Origin of the sequence: Psychrosphaera sp. B3R10, assembly GCF_018861025.1 — a bacterium.
In the GTDB taxonomy this organism is placed as follows: domain Bacteria; phylum Pseudomonadota; class Gammaproteobacteria; order Enterobacterales; family Alteromonadaceae; genus Psychrosphaera; species Psychrosphaera algicola.
Genome location: NZ_JAHKQH010000012.1, coordinates 26,102 through 47,194 on the forward strand (window position 1 = coordinate 26,102; position 21,093 = coordinate 47,194).

Here is a 21,093-nt window from a genome sequence, read left to right on the forward strand (position 1 = left end):
TTTATAATTAATAAAATTTAAAAGCGTATCTAAAACTATTTAAATAAAAAGCTTCATTTTTTAAAGAGCACTTATTGCAGTTCCCTCCATAAACGTCTGAGTGACTTTAAATTATATGAAACTCTGAAGAATTTAAGTTGGCTCACACTGAGCTGCATGGTTATCAAATAAAAAGTTAAGGAAATTTCCATGAAAGTCACATTGATGTTGAGCTTAATTCTATTGTCGTTTACCAGTGCAACTCTTGCTAGCAAACCGATTTCTATTTCGACCAAAGCGAGTCAATTGGTCGAAACGCCACTGCATAAGATTAAGCCTGATAACGATGGAATGGTGCTAACTCGAGTTATCGACTTGCCTAAGTTTAAACAAGGTGTTTACTACCGGCCATTCACCGCTTTTGGCCGAGGCGTTGTGGCTAGAGGTAATCGGGTCGAGGCAATTGCATTTACTTCCTTAAGTGAACTGCAAGATTACCAACCTTCAAAATCCCGAAAAGACCACATCAATATTCAACAGGGTCAATATATTTTACTTGAACTGTATGACGGAAGATATTTGGCTTTATTGCCAATGGCTTCAGAAAAAGTTTACGGCCAGTTTTTTGTCGCACAAGAACAACTATTATTAAAAACCGGTAATTTCGGTACGGCAACGATATCGGGCAAAATCCCCCTTCTGATTTGGGCCTATGGCGACTCGCCATATTCAGCAACTCAAAATGCCTGGCAACAGGTATTTCAGTCTGGTTACGTTGCTGCCGCGCCCCGCGCATTTAAAAATTATCCTGAGCAACCCTATGGTTATTTAGGTTGGTGTTCGTGGGAGCATTACAAAAAGAATATTTCTGAAGACATTATTTCAGATGCGTTTCATACCCTAGATCAAAGTACGGCACCGTTTCGTTGGGTAATGGTCGACGATGGCTACTTGGATGCTAAAAATAGCAAACTACTTAGTTTTGGTGTTAACAAGAAAAAGTTTGCCAATGGTTGGAAGCCCATCATGGAGCTTAAAAACGAAGAGAAAATAAAGTGGGTTGGCATTTGGCGTAATTTTGGTGGGTATATGGGTGGTGTATCTAATGATCATACTATGTCAGATCTTAAACCTTATCTTAGTCCTACCGTAAAAAAAGGAAGCCTCCTACCAAATGGCACTAAACAAGCCTCAAAAGCGTTTTATGACAAAATGGTTAGTGATACCAAAGATAACGGTTTTGACTTCATAAAAGTCGACTTTCATACTCGAACATTTGATTTATACAAAGGTACAACGGATCCAGTTGGCGCAATGCGTCATAACAATGAGGCTTTAGAAAATGCCACCCATGATATGAATTTACCGTTGTTGAACTGCATCGCCCAACCAAATATCAATTCTCTGCAAACCAAATACAGCGCCCTAACCCGTTCAAGCCCGGATTATAACCAAGCGGATAAGGACAAAAATAAATCGAATACCTACCAAAGTTTTGCGAATCATTTGTGGATGGGCCAAACCGTGTGGGGCGACCTTGATATGTTTCATACCCATGATGCGCGTGACGTGAAACCAATGACAGTTGCTCGCGCCATTGCCGGCGGTCCCGTTTATATTTCTGACGAGCCGTCAAAGATAAAGCCTGAAGTGCTTTTGCCATTTGCCTATGAAGATGGCAAGTTGTTGCGAACTTCGGCTCCCGCAACGCTGTTGCCGGAAAGTTTTTTTATTCACCCATTTAGAGATGAACAGGTTTTTCGCGTTATTGCGCCGATGCAAGATGGCGTCGCCGCGATAGCCTTATTTAACTTTACCGAAAGCGGTAAAGCGCTCACGGGCAATATAAACACAAAAGACTATCCATTTGCCGGTGAACTGCTGCAGCCAAACAATGGTCCATGGGACTTGCCTAAAGATGGTCTGTTGTTATTTGACCCAGCAACACAATCTGTTCATAACTTGACTCAGTCATTTACCACAAACGTCGCCAATTTCGACGCTAAAATGGTGTTTTTATACCCTAAAGTTAACGGTTGGGCCGTTATCGGTCGTCAGGATAAATACCTGCCTGCAGCGGCGGTTACGCTCACTTCTGTAACAAACTCCCAGATTAGCTTTACGCTGGAGGAATCTGGGCCGCTACTCATATGGAGTCAAAATGGCGCGCCAAAAATGGCAGAACACTCATTTAAATCTTTAGGGAATGGCCTGTATTTAGCCAATATACCGGTAGCAATAGGTAGAACACAGCTGACAGTTACCCGCTAATAGTGTCGTCCTAGATTATTTGGTTTAAAGGGAATAGAAAACAAAAAACCGACGTTCACTGCGTCGGTTTTTGTTATTTAGCTAAACGATTTACTAAGGTCATTTATCTATGATGTTTACCTAATATATTTGGGGTCTTCAATTTCAGCTGCCGGTCGACAATTAGCACAGGCACCGGTTTTATCTATACCGAGTTCAGCTTCGAAGTCGATTATATGTGCCAATAATTGCTCGGCTTTGTTTGGAAATTGTTTTGTTAGGTCGTGTGTTTCAGCTGGGTCTTTAACCAAATTGTATAGCCCCGGCCGTACCCCTTTTATTGATAATTTCCAATCACCACTTCGTACCGCTTCTAACGTATTTTCTCGGTAATAGAAAAACGCATCATATGGTGATTTGGCATCTTTTTTCCCGGTTAAAATTGGCCAAATATTTTTACCATCGATGACTCTATCTGCCGGTACTTTTGCCCCCGCGATTGCTGCCAACGTCGGTAGTATATCCATACTCGTGGTAACTTCCTTAGATATTGTATTTGCGGCTATCATTCCCGGTGCCCAGGCGATGGTTGGTACGCGCATACCACCTTCCAACGTTAATGTTTTACGGCCAGACAAATAGCGTTTGCTACCATCAGAATTGAGTTTACCTGCGGGTCCATTGTCTGAGGTGTAAATGACTATCGTATTGGCGTCTAATTCCAATTCTTTAAGTGTATCTAAAACTCGTCCAACGGCAGAGTCTAGCTCGCCAATCACCAAGGGATACATTGCTTTTTTCAGTCCACGCTTAATATCTTGGTCGGAAATACCTAACCGCTTTTTGGTGTTGTCATCAATAGTCGCTAAGTATTCTTTTGACACATGTAATGGGGCATGTGGCATAGGTTGTGGCAGATACAAAAAAAACGATTCATCTTTATGCCGTTTGATAAAGTCCACCGCCTTATCAGTAATTCTCCTCGTCAGATTTGCGGGGTCTGGGTTAAGTTCAATAACCGTTTCACCGGACATTAAAGGGAGGTCTGGAAATTTAAATCGTGCTTGTTTTTTATGTGTTGGCGAAATGTCATGGCTATAGGGCAAGCCAAAAAACTCGTCAAAACCTTGTCGAGTGGGGAGTACTTCTGGTTGATCCCCTAAATGCCATTTACCAAACATACCGGTGATATAACCAGCTTCTTTTAAAGTTTCAGCTATGGTGATTTCACTTGGGTTCAAGCCTTTGCTGTCCCCTGCCAGTAACACAGGAAAGTTTGACCCCGTTGCCATGTTAATACGTCGTGGGTAACTTCCTGTCATTAACGCCGCTCGGGAGGGCGAACATAACGGAGACGCCACATAAAAGTCGGTAAGGACAAGTCCTTCTGCGGCCATCTGGTCTAAATTAGGTGTGGCAACATGATCACCACCAAACACGCCTACATCTTCATATCCCTGGTCGTCAGTAAAGATGACAATGAAGTTGGGTTTGCCCGGTTGTTTCACGTTTTTTTCAACGTCAATAGTTGCTTCCTGTTTTGCTTGCTCTGTTGTTAAACAACCCGTTAACATTAGGGCTGATAATACCATCGAGGTAAGCAAGCAGACTCGAGTAAATTTTAGTTTTGTGTAAAATTGCATTTTTGTATCCTTTGAACAAAATCGCTTAATGTAGAGCCTCGACATAACACTGCTAATAACACTGCTAATAACACTGCTAATAACACAGGCTAGGCGAAATCCAATCATTGAATGGGACGCACCTTGCCATCATATGTGGGCTCAACCTAGAAAACCGCTAGCTAAGTTCCACCGTTAACATTTGATGTTCTTTTAGCGTCAGCCTCTGTTCAAAAGTAACCACTAAACTTCCCTCATTATTATTTAACTTAGCGTCAACACTGCGCCCATCAATAGTTACTTCGACTTGATTTGCTTGAACACCATCGAGTTTTGCCAATTTAAGCGTATTCAATGCCAACTGACCGTAACGTAGATCTAAAGATACGATTTGACGACGACCATTTTTAAGTTGAATGAAACTGCCCCAACCTTCTGCAGCAGTAAATGCCGCTCGAAAATCTTCAGGCTGCAATTTGGGTGCGAATGCCAAGAACCCGTCTGGGCCGTCATATTGGTACCCACACATCGCGGTATAAGCCCCATAACTTGCCATTGCCCGCGAATAATGATCGCTGCATTCTATTTCATTATAGGGATTACGGAGTTCAGGCTGATACCTGTCGTTGATTGCTTTACCAATAGCGAGTCCTTTTTCAACCATTCCTTCCCAAATCATGTGGGCAGCTACTTGCCACTCAAATCCGGTCATGCATTCGTTTAAATAACCGGCGTAACTTTTTTTACCACTTTTAGGTTCAATTTTACCGAAAGGAAAAGAACTCATCACCAAGCCTGCGTCCCCCTCTCCTGCATACCAACGACCTTCGGTGATCTTAGCTCTGAAGGCGCCGACGTCCGGCGTGAAATTGTATTTCCAAAGTGACTCTAAGCTTTGTTTAATTTTGTTTTTTGGCAAAATGTTATCAATGCCGACATTGAGTAACCACGAATCACCTAGTACTTGGTCGATGTGACAGCCATTAGTAGAACCATGTTTTTCTTTTTCACCGGGTCCTGGTTTATGAATAAAATAACCAAAATCTTCTCGCCACAATAAGTCCACCATAGCAGGTACGCCTTTTGCGACAATGGACTCGTAACGCTCAGCGAGTTTTGGCTCGTTCATCTTGCGCGCCATAACGGCACTAACTTTTAGCGATGCATGGTAAAGATTGATCAACCAATGAACCTGTCCATACCAAGGTTCATCCAATGTATTGTGTTGCGGCCCTTCCAACATTCCATCTTCATTTGCATCCCATTTTTCAATAACATGTTCCATAGACAACTTAGTCCGAGGCCATATACTTTTTAAAAAACGATAGTCGGTTGTCATTTGATGTTCACGATAAACGCGAATAATGGTGCCGCAATTACCATCGATGGCATCACCAAATTTTGTATTTGAATATCGGTGATGCATAACGCCAGTCTGCTCGTCAAACCCTAAGCCATACTCAATCTTGTCTCGACACTCTCTTTCGATTGACGGAAATATGCGAGCTAGTCCTTGGGCATAATGAAAAACATGGGTGCAATTACCAGGACAGCATCGAACACCTTCATAAAAATTATAATGTTCAGGCGCTGTGCCTGTTTGAGCAACACGCTGGCCCATTTCAGTTTGAACGCAATTAACAGTTAAAAACGTGCGCTCTAAAAACCAATATGGCAAAGTTGAGTCGTACCATGTGTCCGTCCACTTTTGCGTATTAGCGTGAAGTTGTTGTTCTCTTTTTGCTAACTTATTTGCCGCATCAGAAGCCGATGTTGACAGTGTCGCATAATGATTGGGCGCAAATACTTTGTTGCTCTTTTTACGACCAAACGCAATATCATAATTTGTCATCGGTATATGCCAAGATAAAACAAATGACACTGTCTTTGATTCACCGGGTTCAAGCCTTACGTTATGGCCAAGTGCGCCACATTGTTTATCAGATAATTGATGGCTGACAACATCGCCATTTTTGGTCTTTTTCCCGGTGGGCCAGAAAACGGAATCGGGTCTCGCAGCGTCAGCGGATAAGTTAATCAAGCTCGGGCTCTTTTGATTTAATAGACCAATTGCCATAGCACCAAATTCGCCATTACGAGTCGAGTCGACTAACGCATAACTCTCTACTGTCGCTATTGAATCCAACTCACTATATACAAACGCTTTAGACACTGAACGTTTATCTTCTTTCTCGACTTCAATAACATCAGGTATCCAACCAGCAATAGTGGTGTCTTTTACCACTGTTGAACGATTGGTTAAGGTATATTTCATAACGATAACTGGCTGACTCGAATCGTCACGATTTAATGGAATAAATGGGGTGTAGGCCTGTAATGCAACGTCTACTGTACAATTTGAATCTTTAAAATCCACATTTGCCATTGGGTATTGATTTGTGAATACGATGTTAGCGAAGCCTTTTGAATCCAAAGTCCTTACGTCGCCATCGACTTTAATCGCAAACCCTTGGTTGAGTGGTGACTCAGCAACATCTGGGTCTAAGTATCGTTCACCTCTCGGGTTTTCTTTTTTAACGTTTCGTTTACCGGTAATATTCCAACGCCATAAAGTTCCGTCCCCCCCCAAATAGACCTGCCCAGTGCAGATACCATTAATTGGCATTCCAATGTATTTTAAATTATCCCCAGTTGCTGTCATGGCTTTACCACGTTCATACAAACTGGCTATCCACTGCTTACTTAATTTTTTATCGGCTGGGATAATTTCATTGTAGTCTTTCATATTAAATGGGCCGGCCATAACGTTGCGACTGCCAGCCATTAACATTAATGCCGTTAACCCGCTTCCTTTTACGAACTGTCGACGGCTTTTAGACTCGGGTTCGCTGTGATTCGATGTATTACAGCATGATTGTTTTTTGTCGATTGAATTATCCATGTTCCCCTCACTTCGCAGTTTTTTAACAACCAAATTATGTGGTTCTTTTTATTATTGATTTCTACTTTATGGGAACGCCGTAACCTTCGATTTCATTATTAACGCCGTTCTTGTTTTTCTTGTTAACTATGTTTTTTAACTTATGCTTTTTACCAAATGGCAAATTCAGCAGTAGGTAAAAAAAAGGGTGCCAAAAGGCACCCCAAAACACACACAACTAAAAAAATAGTTTTACTCAGAGATAAGTTACTTCTTACCTTTGTAATAATCGAAGTTCCAAGTATCGATAAATGAACGAGTACGTGAATTGTCCATTAACTCTAATGCCTGTGATGCAATCTCAGGGTGTTTAGCCACAAGGTTTGTTGATTCACTTGGATCATTAGTTAGGTCAAACAATTCAACTTTAGGTTGCTTACCTTTCTTGCCGTTGAAATAACGGATCGCTTTCCAGTCAGAACCTTTAACACCATTTATACGCACGGCCTGTGAATGAGTGCCATTCCAGTGATGGAATTCCCAGTATAAATTGTCGTGTTCCTGCTGTTGACCTTCGCCAGTAAGTGCTGGTAAAAATGAAATACCGTCTGTTTCTTTAGGTGCTTCAGTTCCAACGATGTCGGCTAATGTCGGCATAACATCCCAGAATGCTGAAATATGTTCGTTACGCACGCCTTGTTTTATTTTTTCAGGCCAGCGAGCAACCATAGGCATGCGGATACCGCCTTCATAAAGGTCACGTTTGATGCCTCGAAGTTCACCTGTAGACTCGAAGAACTCAAGATCTGCGCCACCTTCAGGGCTTGGACCGTTGTCACTCGTAAAGATAACCAATGTATTATCGTCAAGACCTAACTTTTTAAGTTTTGCCATCAATTGACCAACACCTTCGTCAATATGCGAAATCATTGCTGCACGAGTTGCTCTTGGTTTAAGCGATGGTAAATAACCGCCGTCTGTCGAACCGTCATATGGCGTTTCTTCAAAGTCATATTTTGCAATTTCTTCATCTGGTGCTTGTAAAGCCGCATGTGGTGCAGCGTAAGCTAGATATAAGAAAAACGGCTTGTCTTTATTTTGTTCAACATACTCTAGTGCTTCGTTGGTTAAACGTTGCTGAGCAAAGTCTGGACGTTTCCACTGTTCGTAAACAGACGGATCATTTTTATCTGCACCTTTAGGGAATGGTGCATGTGGATGAACCCACTCGTTGTCCAATTTGAACCACTCTTCGTTTTTCCACAAATGTGTTGGGTAATGGTTATGCGCTTGTTTTTGGTCTAAGTAACCAAAGAAGTAATCAAAACCTTGTTTGGTTGGTAAACCATAAGAACCAGGCCCACCTAAGCCCCATTTACCGATAAGCGCAGTTTCATAACCCGCTTTCTGCATTAATTTACCAATAGTTGGTGAATTTGGAACCAAAGGCATTTGACCAAATTCTTCGGCGTCTTCATATCCGCCAAGTTCATAGTTACCACGAATTTGACCATGACCAGAGTGTTGACCTGTGATCAAAGCTGCACGAGAAGGAGCACAAACGGTGTTACCTGCATAATGTTGCGTAAAGGTCATGCCTTCATTTGCCATTTTTTGCAGATTTGGCGTTTTAATTTTTTCCTGACCAAAGGGTTCAATGTCGCCATAACCTAAGTCATCTACCAAAATATAGATAACATTAGGTTTATCATGTTTAACGTTAGCTACTGTGTCGCTTTCACTCTTAGAAGCACCAGAACAACCAGCCAGACTCAAACATGCCGCTAAGCTTGTTAATGCAAATAAATTGCTCAAATTCATAAAATTTACCCTAACTCTCGATACATAGTAATTTAGACACTGAGGTATCGATCTATCATGTGCCTATATATTAACAATTAATGTATTAGCTCTTAAATTTGCTACTTAAAGTTGTCGCTCATTACCAGCGCTAATAGCCAGCTCTGAATTACAAACCTTGTAAGGAAACTAAACCCGTAAAAAAAGTTGAATTTTGTTAAATAAAGTTGAAATTATCCCTAATAAATTCTTTTATATAAACAATTTAGTACGCCGACAAATTGCCTAGAGTCTGTGTCATTATATGCAGAACAAAGAGCGTAATAGCGAGCGTTAAACTCTATTGATAATTTACGGGTTTTTCTAAAATGACTGTTACTATTAAAAAATAACAATAAGTAACCCATTATGTCTTCCAATAAACAAATGTTGTCAGTTAAGACCTGTATAGCAGGCTTATTAATTTCTACTGTTTCCATGTTCAGCTTCGCCGACCAAACGGTTAAAGTTGAAATCAACGTTAGCGATGTTATAGGACAACAAAATCCCCTCTATTATGGTGGCAATAACATCTACCCAAAAGGTGGCCAGGGCATTTTAAAAGCCAATGGTGAATTTGATCCTATTGAAATGAATGCGGCTAAAAAACTGGGCTTACAGTCATATCGTTTCCCAGGGGGTTCTGAAGCTAACTTATATAAATGGAAACGAGCAATTGGTCCTGTTTCTCAACGTATTGATAATGTCAGTGGTAACAATCAAAGTAATCGGTCAAACGAATTTGGCCCGGATGAATTTGGGCGCTTGTTAGAAACCACCAGCTTTACTCACGGCGTGATCATGGTTGCCTGGGGATATGAAACGCCTGAAGACGCCGCCGATTGGGTGGAATACATGAATGCGAAAGTCGGGGAAAACCCTAATGGTGGCAAAGACTGGGCCGCAGAACGTGCCAAAAATGGCCATGTTGAACCTTACGGTATTAAATATTGGGAAATTGGCAACGAAGTCTTTGGTAACTGGGAATTAAACTGGGGCTCCTATCCTACGGAACTCGATGGCAAACGTGGTAATGCAAATGTCGAAAAAGACGATGCTAAAGGAACCAATGGCATGTTGGCGTTTGGCGATGCCGATAGATATGTTTTTGGTGGCTACAAATACTTCAAAAGTCAAAAAGCTGCAGCACAAACAAGTTGGAAAGACAGTCATATAAAAACCACAACAGCGGCAAATCAAAAACTCTATGTGAAGTTTGCACCGGTAAGTTTGCACGACCCTAAACAACCTTTTAACCTTCGAATTGATGGAACCTTGTGGCAAAGAGTCTCAAGTTTTGAGCAATCTGGCGCTAAAGATAAACATTACGTTTTAGACACTAAAATCGGTGAAATTACATTTGGCGATGGCGTCAACGGCATGATCCCACCGAGTAATGAGTTTGTTAAATTGGATTACCTCACAGGTAAACAACCAGGATTTATCGACTATTACCATAAAATGAAAGCGGTAGATCCGTCGATTCAAATCATTTCTAGTTTCGAGAAAGAGTCATTCTTTAAACATATGGCCAAAGCGAAACAACCTTTTGACGGTATTGCCAAGCATTATTACCCTGGAGACCTTAAACAAGCTCATAAAAACTATACGCAAGCGATATATGCAGGTTTGGGCATCGGCCACAAAATTGAAGAAATCAAAGAATGGAATGCCAACTACGATAACCCATCGTTAACCGGTAAAGAGCAAATTTGGTTAACCGAATATGGCTTAAAAAATCACATAAACCAATTGGCAATTATGCATACCGTAATTAACGAGTACAGTGATGACGTTGCCGCGTTAATGGGTCATTCCTTATTTCTCAATAACAATACCCCTATGGTTAACGATGACGGCGTAATACGCTCACGTGCCTTCCCTATTGAAATATTTGCCAAACATATGCAACAGCAGTTTGTGAAAGTTGAAGTCAGTGGCGCTCAAAACAAATTTAGAAGGAAAAAAATACCTGCAATCTTAGCGACCGCTAGTGTCAGCCCTGATCAAAAACACGTTGGGGTGGTATTAACGAATACCTCTGACAGAAAGCGAACGGTTGCTAAAATTACGATGGATGGATTTAAAACAGAAACGCCAATGAAGGCAGAAGTATGGGCATTGATGTCGACGGTTGGCAATCCACTTATCGATAATTCAAAGTCAAATCCTAACGCTATTACACTTGAACCATTAGGTGCTATGAAGCGAGCAAATACAGATTTTGATATAACTGTAGAACCGGGTGCAACCTTTATAATTAAGTGGTCACCGCAGACAGAGTAACGTCAATTCAATGCGCAAGGCTTGCCTAAACCGCAAGCTGGCGCCTTTTAGAAAATCACCAATTTAGTAAACCTTCCTAACCTTCCTAACTTTAATTCAAACCAATTGTCGAAACATCTTTAACTGATTTTTGATTTAATACAGGTTTAATCCTAAACAACCATTCATGTTGGCAACAAATTTACGGGTTCAGCCCGCTTTTTTGTTATTAACCAATATAATCAAAAAATTACACACACCAATGCGAACGCTCACTATTGTAAGTTTCTTCCTATCGATTTGTTGCTTTAATGCTTATTCAGCACAGACGCCAAATGTAGTCATGATCGTAGTTGACGATTTAGGCTGGGCAGATGTTGGCTATAACGACCACTCTGGTGTTTTTCAAACCCCGAACATTGATGCCCTTTCATCTAAAGGACTTACCTTTACCGATGCTTATGCCGGGGCTGCGAACTGTGCACCTAGTCGAGCGGTTTTGATGAGTGGTCAATATTCGCCGCGCCACGGTGTTTATACCGTATCGCCTTCAACTCGTGGCAATGCAAAAACACGTAAACTGATCCCAGAGCCCAATACGAATGATTTGGAAGACGATGTCATTACCATGGCTGAAATGTTTCAGAAACAAGGTTATACCACAGGCAACTTTGGTAAATGGCATTTAGGTTTAGATCCTAAAACACAGGGCTTTGATCACAATGTGGCGGGGTATCAAAAGGGACATCCAAAAACCTATTTTAGTCCCTATAACCTACCATTCATCACCGATGGCCCTGACGGAGAATATCTGCCTGACCGCCTCACTAGCGAAGTTATCGATTGGATATCGGCGGTCAAAGAGCAGCCATTTTTTGCTTACATTCCTTTTTACACGGTTCATACCCCCCTTGAAGCAACCGAGTCGGTAAAACAAAAGTATTTAAATCACCCGCTTATTCGCAATGAACGACACGCTACGTTTGCTGCAATGGTTGAACTAATGGACATCAACGTTGGCAGAATAATGCGTTCGTTAGAGCAGCAAAAACTACTCGACAATACCCTTGTTATCTTTACTTCTGACAACGGTGGGATCCGTTCTATTTCATACCAAGACCCACTAAGAGGCGGCAAAGGCAGTTATTATGAAGGTGGAACACGTGTGCCACTTGTTGTTTCTTTTCCAAGTCGTATTGCACCAAGAACCGATGCAACCCCGGTCATAAATGCTGATTTTTACCCTACGTTAGCTAGCGTTATCAATGCAGATGTAAGTAAACAAACGTTAGACGGAAGCGATTTATCACCACTTTGGTTTGACAACAAAACACTCGAAAACAGAAACCTATACTGGCATTTCCCTATCTATTTACAGGCTTACAATGCAAGCGCCGATCAAAGTCGCGACCCGCTATTTCGAACTCGGCCAGGCTCGACTATGCGCCAAGGAAAATGGAAGCTACACCATTATTTCGAAGATAACGTATTTGAGTTATATGACTTAGAAAATGATTTAGGTGAACATGTAAATTTAGCGCTTTATCTACCTAAAATAGTTAATAGCTTAAGCAAAGACCTTAATGCTTGGCGCACTGCCATAAATGCGCCAATTCCAACAGAGCTAAATCCCAAATTTGATCCAGAATTCACTCTAAATCATACTAATAAAAAACTACTTCAAGATAAGGGAAGGTAATGAAAGCGCAACTAAAAATATTGTTTGCGATGACGCTAGCGGCGCTGGCGTCAGGCTGTGGGCAATCATCTCAAAACGCAACTAGCACTATGAATGATAATGTGATGCCCGAGGGCTCAAAACATAAGGTTACGCCAAATGTTGTTATCTTTTATGTTGACGACTTAGGTTATGGCGACATAGGCAGTTACGGCGCAAAAGGCGTTGAAACCCCGGAGCTTGATCGTATTGCAGCAAACGGCATTCGTTTTACCGACGGCCATTCTTCTGCGGCTACCTGCACTCCGTCACGTTACTCTTTATTAACCGGGGAACATGGATTTAGAAATAATGCGCAAATTTTAAAAGGCGATGCTCCTGCATTAATTCAGCCGGGCAAACCCACTATGGCATCCATGTTTAAAAAAGCGGGTTATACAACCGCGGTTATTGGTAAATGGCACCTTGGTTTAGGCGATGGCAATCTAGATTGGAATAAAGCCATAAAACCGGGCCCGCTCGAAATAGGGTTTGATTATAGCTTTTTGATTCCTGCTACAGGCGACCGAGTACCAACGGTTTATGTTGAAGATCACAATGTCGTTAACTTGCAAAAAGACGATCCGCTATTAGTTAATTACAAGAAAAAAATTGGCGATATGCCAACTGGTTATGAAAATCCAGAACTGCTTCGTTATAAAGCGGATGGCCAACATAACAAAACCATCGTAAATGGTGTAAGTCGCATAGGTCACATGGATGGCGGTACAGCGGCTCATTGGGTAGACGAAGATTTTGCAGAAGTATTTACCGAAAAATCCATTGATTTTATTAGAAAAAATAAAGCAAAACCATTCTTCTTATTTAAATCATTTCACGACATTCACGTACCAAGAATGCCTCATCCTCGTTTTAAAGGTAAAAGCACAATGGGGCCACGTGGTGACGCTATTGCTCAAATGGACTGGATCACAGGCCGTATCATAAAAGAAATTGAATACTTAGGACTAGCTGAAAATACCTTGATCATCTTTACCAGTGACAATGGCCCAGTTTTGTTTGACGGATATTTTGATGATGCCGCGAATATGCTTGGCGACCATAAACCTGGGGGACCATTTAGCGGTGGCAAATACAGTCGTTTAGAAGCTGGAACACGTGTACCTACGCTCGTTTACTGGCCAGGAACCATTCAGCCACAAGTGAACGATGCGTTAGTTTCACAAATGGATATTTACCGCTCATTGGCGAAACTGGTTGGCGTCAAATTAGCCGATGATGAGGCTGTCGACAGTTTAGATCAGCTTTCTGTTTGGTTAGGCAAATCAGAAAATGGCCGAGTTGATTTGATTGAAGAGTCATTGGGGAATTCGGCGTTGCGCCATAACCAGTTTAAATTCATACCTAAATCGAACAAAAAGCCGAATTTTATAAAATCCAAAAAAATTAAAGGCGGCTACGTAAACGAGGATCAACTTTATGATCTATCAACCGATCCTGGTGAGCTGAATAACCTTGCTGCGGAAAATCCAGAGTTAGCGTCAAAGCTTCAAAGACGTCTTGATGAAATCATCCAAGGCCGTTATTAGCGTTAAGAAACAACATCCCCTTAGTTAACACTAAGGGGATACCATTTAGGACATGTAAAATGAAACAGCCCTTAATCAGTTTACTGTTGTTTTATAGCTGTATTAGTTTTATGTCGAGTGCGATTGCGCAAACCGAAACGAGTAAACAGCCTAATATTCTGATGATCCTAGTTGATGATCTTGGCTGGCGAGACTTATCGAGTTATGGCAGTGACTTTTATCAGACACCAAACATAGACCAACTTGCCAACAGCGGCATCAAGTTTTCCCAAGCCTATTCCGCCGCACATATTTGTTCACCAACACGTATGAGCATATTAACCGGCCAGCACCCTGCCAGATTGCACGTCACCGACTGGATCCCAGGATGGCAATATCCAAACGAAAAATACTCAGTTCCTGCATGGAATTTAGATGGCATTAAGGCAAAGGATCTGACGGTAGGCGAAGTCCTGCAAGATAACGGCTATAAAACCGCATGGTTTGGTAAATGGCATATAAAGGGTCTTAAAGAGTTTGTCGATAGACCATTAACAAAACAAGACAGCGAAAAAAATATCGCAGCCCAATACCATGGTTTCGACGCCGGACATCAAGATTTTAGTCTCAATGGCGTGCATAACAAACAAGATCCAAAAGGTGTCCATCAACTGACCAATGAAGCAATAGACTATATTTCGCAAATATCGAACCAAAACAAACCTTGGTTTGTCACTATTTCTCACTATAGCGTTCATACCAAAGTGCATTTTAATGATGACATCAAAGCCCTTTATGACGAACGAAAAAAATGGGTTAAATCGAACCAAAATAATAGCCAATACGCCGCGATGCTGCATTCTCTCGACGATAGCGTAGCGACTGTGATGAATTACTTAAATGGCAATAATTTAGCCGAAGATACCCTTGTCATCCTGTTGTCCGATAACGGTGGTTTAGATAAAAATGATACGGGACGACCAACGGATAATGCGCCACTTCGAAATGGTAAAGCGACGCTTTATGAAGGCGGAATTCGCATTCCATTTATTGCCAGTTGGCCCGGACAGATCAAACCGAATCAAACATCAGATACATTAATTAGTACGGTGGATTTGCTGCCCACATTTGCCCAAATAAGCGGAGCAAAAACGCCAACTTCAACATTAGATGGCGTTGATATTTCTCACTTGTTTTTTGAACCGTCAGCAACATTACATCGCAATGCCTTGTATTGGCACTACCCACATTATCACCGTCAAGGTCAGCCTTCTGGCGCGATCCGAGACGGTGACTTTAAACTTATTGAATTTTTTAATGACCAAAAAATTGAGGTTTATAATTTGAAAAATGATATTGGCGAACAGCACAACATCGCGCATTTACAGCCCGAATTAACCGCTTCGTTGTTATCAAAATTACGCCAGTGGCGACTAGAAGTCGGCGCCCAAACTATGCCTCTTAATAAAAACTACGACCCTAATAAAGCGAGCTGGTAGATAGTCGCTGTTTATTTTTAAAAACAAATTAAATACAGATTTTTTAAATTGGAGTTTCACAAATGCAGTATAAAGTTATGTTAATCTTGTGTATCTCAGTGATATTAAGCGCAATGCCTTCACCGAGTATCGCCAAACCGAATAAGTTAGAATATGAATACCTTGGCGTCGCGCTAGAAGCCAAAGGCAAACACATATGGGGCACATCGCCGATTATAGGACCTGATGGCAAGGTTCACTTATATGTTGCCCAGTGGTCTCTAGATGGACAAAAAGACTTTAGTGGTTGGTTTAAAGAAAGTGAAATCGGTCACTATGTTGGGGATACACCTCAAGGCCCGTTTAAATTTGTTGGTATCGCTGTGGCCGACAAAGGTGGCAAATTTAATGCTCCGCATAATCCAACGATTAAAAAGATTGATGGCCGCTATGTCCTGAGCTTTATTGTTAATGAAGACAATAAGTTGGCGACCCAGCGCATTATTATGTACGTTGCAGACGATTTAAACGACAACTGGCGTCCGGCTGCTGGTGCGGAACCCGATGGCACGATTTTACGAAAAGGCACCCATGAAAATAGCTGGAATAAAACCGCTAAGCTTGGGGTTTCAAATCCGACGTTACTCAAAGTAGACGGCAAATATTTTCTTTATAACAAGTCTGTCCTGAAAAAAAATCCAAAGAAAAAATGGGGGGCATATACCTACGGTGTTGCCATTTCAGATACGCTTGAAGGCCCTTACAACTACACTAAACAAGTGACCCCTGACTGGCGCGGTATTGAAGATGTATACGCGTTTGAGATGAATGAGTCGGTTTATTTTTTAAGTCGTGACTTTGGCAGTAAAAAAGGTTCACACGGCGGTGGTCTGTTGTGGCAATCAGATGACGGTTTGTTTTTTCCTTGGGAAAACGTTACTCGAAGCTTTGAAGCGTTAGATCATTACGTTGGCAAAGAAACATTGGCTGACAATACGGTCTACCGTGGTGACTTAACCGGTCGTCTAGAACGTCCTCAGATCTTGTTTGAAGACGGCAAGCCAGCATATTTATATATGGCTACCGGGATTAACTCTACACCGGGTCATGGTAGTCGGTCTCATGTCTTTAAGATTAAGTTTATCGAAGCTGACACTAAGTAATTACGTATCATTCCTCTAGTGCAATAAAAGTAAGTTCATTTGCTTTTATTGCAAAATAGAGATTATTGATTGGTGAATTAGAGCAAAAAAAGCTAGGGCATGTTAAGTGCCCTAGCTTTTTTATATCGAAGGTTTAGTTCCCTTCCTAAAATGAAACCGTTTCGTGGTTTCGTATATCGTTAAGTTCAATTAACATCGATTTTACTCGGGCTGGTTCTTTATCTGCCAGGTTATTTTTTTCTGCAGGGTCAAGGGCCAAGTTGTATAACTCAAACGGGCTCTGACCTTTTTTAGGTGTTATATTAGCCGGTTTAGAAAAGCCACCACTTCCTTTGCCTTCCACTAATTTCCAATCGCCAACTCGAATAGCAAAACGACCTTTAATTGAATGATGGATCATAGGTGCGCGGTCAAACTTGTCGCTCTGCCCAAGTAATACCTGTGAAAAGTCAAAAGAGTCTGTCGCAGCACCCTGTCCTGGTTGCACACCTACAATTGATGCCATAGTGCGAACAATATCATTTAATACGATTGGGGCAGCCGATTCGGCATTTGTTTCAACTCTACCAGGCCACTTTATGATAAGTGGTACACGATGTCCGCCTTCATAAATATCGGCTTTTTGTCCGCGCCATTCGCCATTTGCGCGATGCGCATATTTCTTTTTATCATTTGGTTTCCAGTGCGCGCCATTATCTGACGAATAGATAACTATCGTATTGTCTTCAATGCCAGCGGCTTTAATTGCAGCTAAAACATCACCAACAACATGGTCTGTATTAGCGGCAAAATCACCATAAGTGCCTGCACCACTAACGCCTTGGAATTCTTTAGCTGGTAACCACGGTGTATGTGGTGAAGGGAGTGAGAAGTACATAAAAAATGGCTTCTCTTTGTTAGCCGCTTCAGCAATTTTGCTTACCGCTTTTTTAGTTAAATTAGGCAGTACTTCTTGGTGTTTAAAGCCGTCACCTATTTCAGCTTTACGCCAAAAGCCATCACCACCGCCTCTTCTATGTTTGCTCGCTGCGATTTTATTACCTGTTAATGGCGTCACAACGTGTTCGTTTTCGATATAAACATAAGGTCCCATATCTAATGATGCAGGGATGCCGTAAAAATAATCAAAGCCAAGAACATTTGGTCCCGGTGATAACTGGCCACGATAATCAGGTTTACCTTCCCCTAGTCCTAAGTGCCATTTACCAACCATAATCGTTTCGTAGTCCGCTTTTTTTAGCAAGCCAGCAATAGTTTCGCGCTTAGTGTCTATCATCAGCGGAGACTCTGCATCAAGCACTCCTTTCTTTAGCGCTGTACGCCAGGCATAACGCCCGGTTAACAATGAATAACGTGACGGTGTACAAACGGCTGAAGAAGAATGAGCGTCAGTAAACTTCATACCTTCAGATGCAAGTGCGTTTAGATTAGGCGTTGGCACAAGGCTGTCGGTGTTATAACTTTGAATATCACCAAACCCCATGTCATCTGCAAATATGATAACGATATTAGGTTTTGTTGGTGATTTTGACGGATTTTCTACTTTGCTCTCTAAAACGGATTTTGTCGATGACATGTTACAGGCCGAAAGGACCGAAAGTAGTGTAAAAGTGGTGAGAAATTTGTACCCTGTTTGACGGAGTATTGCCATGTTGTTCTTCTTCTTTAAAACGGTTTATTTACCAATAACGTTGAATAATTTTTTATTCGCACAGCAAAAATTGCAATTGGAAAATTAAATCCTTGTCCAATGTGCTTTATATTATCAAAATTATTGACCATAAAATTAAAACAGTTTTAATTGGCAACAACCGTAAAAAAATACCACTAAAATCTTATGTATCAACCTTTGCGGCTTTAAATTGTAAGTTAAACTGAACCCGACAAATAATCGAATGCGTCGTGCCCAATCTGTATGCACTTTAGTTAATACATATTTTTACGCTTTTTCGGTTTTAACCTTGTTTTAAAGGTCACTAATTAGAATTATAAAGGCTCCATAAATGAAATTAATATTCAGTTTACTTTTTGCTTGTGTATTTGTTACCGGATGCGCGAGTGAACAGGCAGTGACAGTAGAAAAGTCGACTATTGACGCTTCGTCGGAAAAAGTAAGTTCTGCATCTAAATCAGATGCAAAGGCAAAAGCGAAGGCGAAGGCGAAAGCGAAAGCGAAGGCAAAAGCAGATCCAGTGCCGCAACCTGACAAGAAAGTTTTGTACAAAACCATAGGGAAGACACAACTTAAGATGCATGTGTTCTTGCCACCATCAAGCAATACCAACAAAAAACGCCCTGCAATACTATTTTACTTCGGTGGCGGTTGGAACGGTGGTAGTCCAGCACAATTTTATCGCCAAAGTGAATATTTAGCCTCTCGTGGAATGGTGGCGATTGCAGCGGAATATCGAGTTAAAAGTCGCAACAAAACGACTCCAAAAGAAGCGGTAATGGATGCTAAATCCGCAATGCGCTGGCTTAAGGCAAATGCTGCCCAATTTAACATCGACCCGAACAAAATTGTTGCGTCAGGTGGTTCTGCAGGTGGCCATTTGGCAGTAGCTATGGCAACCATATCAAAATTTGACGACCCAAATGATAATTTGAACATCGACACTATGCCTAGTGCATTAGCATTATTTAACCCGGTTTATGACAATAGCAAAGCAGGTTATGGCTTTAATCGCGTGAAAGATTACTGGCAGGATTTTTCGCCAATGCATAATCTAACAAAAGATGTGCCGCCAACAATTGTATTTTTAGGGACAAAAGATCATCTTGTACCAGTTGCGACAGCTGAGTCGTTCCGAGACAAAATGCAGGCATTAGGTTCTCGCTCTGAACTGTATTTGTATAAAGGCGGGAAACACGGATTCTTCAACTACAACTCTAAAAAGAATTTTACCGATACGTTATACAAATTAGACGAATTTTTAACGTCTCTAGGGTATTTAGAAGGCCAACCAACTATTAAAATCATTAAATAGGTAAGTAAGTAAACACCAACCCCACAATACCTACCGTGCGGGATAAAACTAAGCCATTAGTTTTATCCCGCAACAAAAAACTCTATGTATTCCGACCAATGGGGTCAGAGTTGCTGAAATTTTTAACGTCCTCTGCACTCGGTTAGAGATCCCTAATATCGCTTAGGCTGCCTAACTTTACAAGCTACGGGGATGACGTTTTTTTGTTCTGGTTATTGTGAGCCAGTTGAAAGCGAATTATGACATTCCTCTGCACTCGGTTGGAGATCCCTAATATCGCCGAGGCTGCCTAACTTTACAAGCTACGGGGATGACGTTTTTTTTGTTCTGGTTATTGTGAGCCAGTTGAAAGCGAATTATGACATTCCTCTGCACTCGGTTGGAGATCCCTAATATCGCTTAGGCTGCCTAACTTTACAAGCTACGGGATGACGTTTTTTGTTCTGAACTTATGAGCCAATTTAGGGCGAATTATGTGATTCCTCTGCACTTGGTTGGAGATCCCTAATATCGCTTAGGCTGCCTAACTTTACAAGCTACGGGGATGACGTTTTTTTGTTCTGGTTATTGTGAGCTAATTTAGGGCGAATTATGACATTCCTCTGCACTTGGTTGGAGATCCCTAATATCGCTTAGGCTCTTTTGGGATGACGTTTTTTTGTTCTGGTTATTGTGAGCCAGTTGAAAGCGAATTATGACATTCCTCTGCACTTGGTTGGAGATCCCTAATATCGCTTAGGCTCTTTTGGGATGACGTTTTTTGTTCTGAACTTATGAGCCAGTTGAAAGCGAATTATGACATTCCTCTGCACTTGGTTGGAGATCCCTAATATCGCTGTGGCTCTTTTGGGATGACGGTTTTTGTTCTGAACTTATGAGCCAATTTAGGGCGAATTATGTGATTCCTCTGCACTTGGTTGGAGATCCCTAATATCGCTTAGACTGCCTAACTTTACAAGCTACGGGGATGACGGTTTTTCTGTTTAATTGGAATGACGGTTTTTCTAAAAAAACGTTTTATCACACCTAAAGTTCAGGCTACATATAACTTCGTCTAAATCCCCCTTAGTTGAGATTTTTATCTCGAAGTGAACGGCAGGGACGCCGTTGCAAGGGATGGTTGTATATGGACATACTTTCATCCCGTCTTCGACGATAATATAAATCTTAAATAAGGATTAGGGATTTGGCCGAAAGCGGCCTTTTTGCCTACTTTTTGGGCTGTTGCAAAAAGTAAGGTCGACGCAGTCGAAATAGCCGCCTGCAAGGCAAAGAAAGGCGCAGCCTGCAAGGCGAATTATGAACTTCCTCTGCACTTGGTTGGAGGTCCCAAATATCGCTAAGGCTCGACTCATATTACAAGCTAGGGGATGACGTTTTGTG

Annotated in this window: 11 protein-coding genes; 7 read left to right on the plus strand and 4 right to left on the minus strand. The window is 41.5% G+C overall.

The window, feature by feature from the left end:
- Nucleotides 1–189 precede the first annotated feature (189 nt).
- Nucleotides 190–2,250 carry a Sip1-related alpha-galactosidase gene (locus tag KO525_RS04795; protein WP_252736635.1) on the plus strand — a complete coding sequence of 687 codons (2,061 nt, stop codon included), beginning with the start codon at nucleotides 190–192 and terminating at the stop codon, nucleotides 2,248–2,250.
- 116 nt (nucleotides 2,251–2,366) lie between these two features.
- On the opposite strand, the gene KO525_RS04800 is transcribed toward KO525_RS04795, so the two are convergent.
- The 3 genes from KO525_RS04800 to KO525_RS04810 form a co-directional block, all read right to left on the minus strand.
- Nucleotides 2,367–3,872 (minus strand): sulfatase, encoded by a 1,506-nt coding sequence (locus KO525_RS04800; RefSeq protein WP_252736634.1) that lies wholly within the window; start codon nucleotides 3,870–3,872, stop codon nucleotides 2,367–2,369.
- 157 nt (nucleotides 3,873–4,029) lie between these two features.
- Entirely contained in the window at nucleotides 4,030–6,753 is a 2,724-nt protein-coding gene (locus KO525_RS04805) for a GH116 family glycosyl hydrolase (RefSeq protein ID WP_215962659.1), read from the minus strand.
- A 246-nt stretch (nucleotides 6,754–6,999) separates the two neighbouring features.
- Entirely contained in the window at nucleotides 7,000–8,553 is a 1,554-nt protein-coding gene (locus tag KO525_RS04810) for an arylsulfatase (protein WP_215962660.1), read from the minus strand.
- A 387-nt stretch (nucleotides 8,554–8,940) separates the two neighbouring features.
- Here KO525_RS04810 and KO525_RS04815 point away from each other — a divergent pair, with 387 nt between their 5' ends.
- The 5 genes from KO525_RS04815 (at nucleotide 8,941) to KO525_RS04835 (ending at nucleotide 16,723) form a co-directional block, all read left to right on the plus strand.
- Nucleotides 8,941–10,857, plus strand: a complete 1,917-nt coding sequence (locus KO525_RS04815; RefSeq protein WP_215962661.1) for a hypothetical protein — start codon at nucleotides 8,941–8,943, stop codon at nucleotides 10,855–10,857.
- 322 nt (nucleotides 10,858–11,179) lie between these two features.
- Nucleotides 11,180–12,535, plus strand: a complete 1,356-nt coding sequence (locus KO525_RS04820) for a sulfatase (protein WP_215962662.1) — start codon at nucleotides 11,180–11,182, stop codon at nucleotides 12,533–12,535.
- Entirely contained in the window at nucleotides 12,535–14,103 is a 1,569-nt protein-coding gene (locus KO525_RS04825; protein ID WP_252736633.1) for an arylsulfatase, read from the plus strand. The genes KO525_RS04820 and KO525_RS04825 overlap by 1 nt, the downstream gene beginning before the upstream one ends.
- 59 nt (nucleotides 14,104–14,162) lie before the next feature.
- Nucleotides 14,163–15,581, plus strand: coding sequence for a sulfatase (locus KO525_RS04830; protein ID WP_215962663.1), 1,419 nt, complete (start codon nucleotides 14,163–14,165; stop codon nucleotides 15,579–15,581).
- A 62-nt stretch (nucleotides 15,582–15,643) separates the two neighbouring features.
- Nucleotides 15,644–16,723 (plus strand): glycoside hydrolase family protein, encoded by a 1,080-nt coding sequence (locus KO525_RS04835; RefSeq protein ID WP_215962664.1) that lies wholly within the window; start codon nucleotides 15,644–15,646, stop codon nucleotides 16,721–16,723.
- A gap of 145 nt (nucleotides 16,724–16,868) precedes the next feature.
- Here the strand turns inward: KO525_RS04835 and KO525_RS04840 are convergent, their stop codons facing one another.
- Complete coding sequence (locus KO525_RS04840) at nucleotides 16,869–18,299, minus strand: arylsulfatase (protein WP_215962665.1); 1,431 nt, start codon at nucleotides 18,297–18,299, stop codon at nucleotides 16,869–16,871.
- A gap of 427 nt (nucleotides 18,300–18,726) precedes the next feature.
- On the opposite strand from KO525_RS04840, the gene KO525_RS04845 reads away from it, so the two are divergent.
- Nucleotides 18,727–19,710: an alpha/beta hydrolase gene (locus KO525_RS04845; protein WP_215962666.1), complete on the plus strand. Its 984-nt coding sequence runs from the start codon at nucleotides 18,727–18,729 to the stop codon at nucleotides 19,708–19,710.
- Nucleotides 19,711–21,093 lie beyond the last annotated feature (1,383 nt).

What these genes read in the sequence shown, in the direction of transcription:
- KO525_RS04795 (WP_252736635.1), top strand. Translation starts at nt 190, where the DNA reads ATGAAAGTCACATTGATGTTGAGCTTAATTCTATTGTCGTTTACCAGT.
- KO525_RS04800 (WP_252736634.1), bottom strand. Translation starts at nt 3,872, where the DNA reads ATGCAATTTTACACAAAACTAAAATTTACTCGAGTCTGCTTGCTTACC.
- KO525_RS04830 (WP_215962663.1), top strand. Translation starts at nt 14,163, where the DNA reads ATGAAACAGCCCTTAATCAGTTTACTGTTGTTTTATAGCTGTATTAGT.
- KO525_RS04840 (WP_215962665.1), bottom strand. Translation starts at nt 18,299, where the DNA reads ATGTCATCGACAAAATCCGTTTTAGAGAGCAAAGTAGAAAATCCGTCA.
- KO525_RS04845 (WP_215962666.1), top strand. Translation starts at nt 18,727, where the DNA reads ATGAAATTAATATTCAGTTTACTTTTTGCTTGTGTATTTGTTACCGGA.
- KO525_RS04820 (WP_215962662.1), top strand. Translation starts at nt 11,180, where the DNA reads ATGATCGTAGTTGACGATTTAGGCTGGGCAGATGTTGGCTATAACGAC.
- KO525_RS04825 (WP_252736633.1), top strand. Translation starts at nt 12,535, where the DNA reads ATGAAAGCGCAACTAAAAATATTGTTTGCGATGACGCTAGCGGCGCTG.
- KO525_RS04835 (WP_215962664.1), top strand. Translation starts at nt 15,644, where the DNA reads ATGCAGTATAAAGTTATGTTAATCTTGTGTATCTCAGTGATATTAAGC.
- KO525_RS04815 (WP_215962661.1), top strand. Translation starts at nt 8,941, where the DNA reads ATGTCTTCCAATAAACAAATGTTGTCAGTTAAGACCTGTATAGCAGGC.
- KO525_RS04805 (WP_215962659.1), bottom strand. Translation starts at nt 6,753, where the DNA reads ATGGATAATTCAATCGACAAAAAACAATCATGCTGTAATACATCGAAT.
- KO525_RS04810 (WP_215962660.1), bottom strand. Translation starts at nt 8,553, where the DNA reads ATGAATTTGAGCAATTTATTTGCATTAACAAGCTTAGCGGCATGTTTG.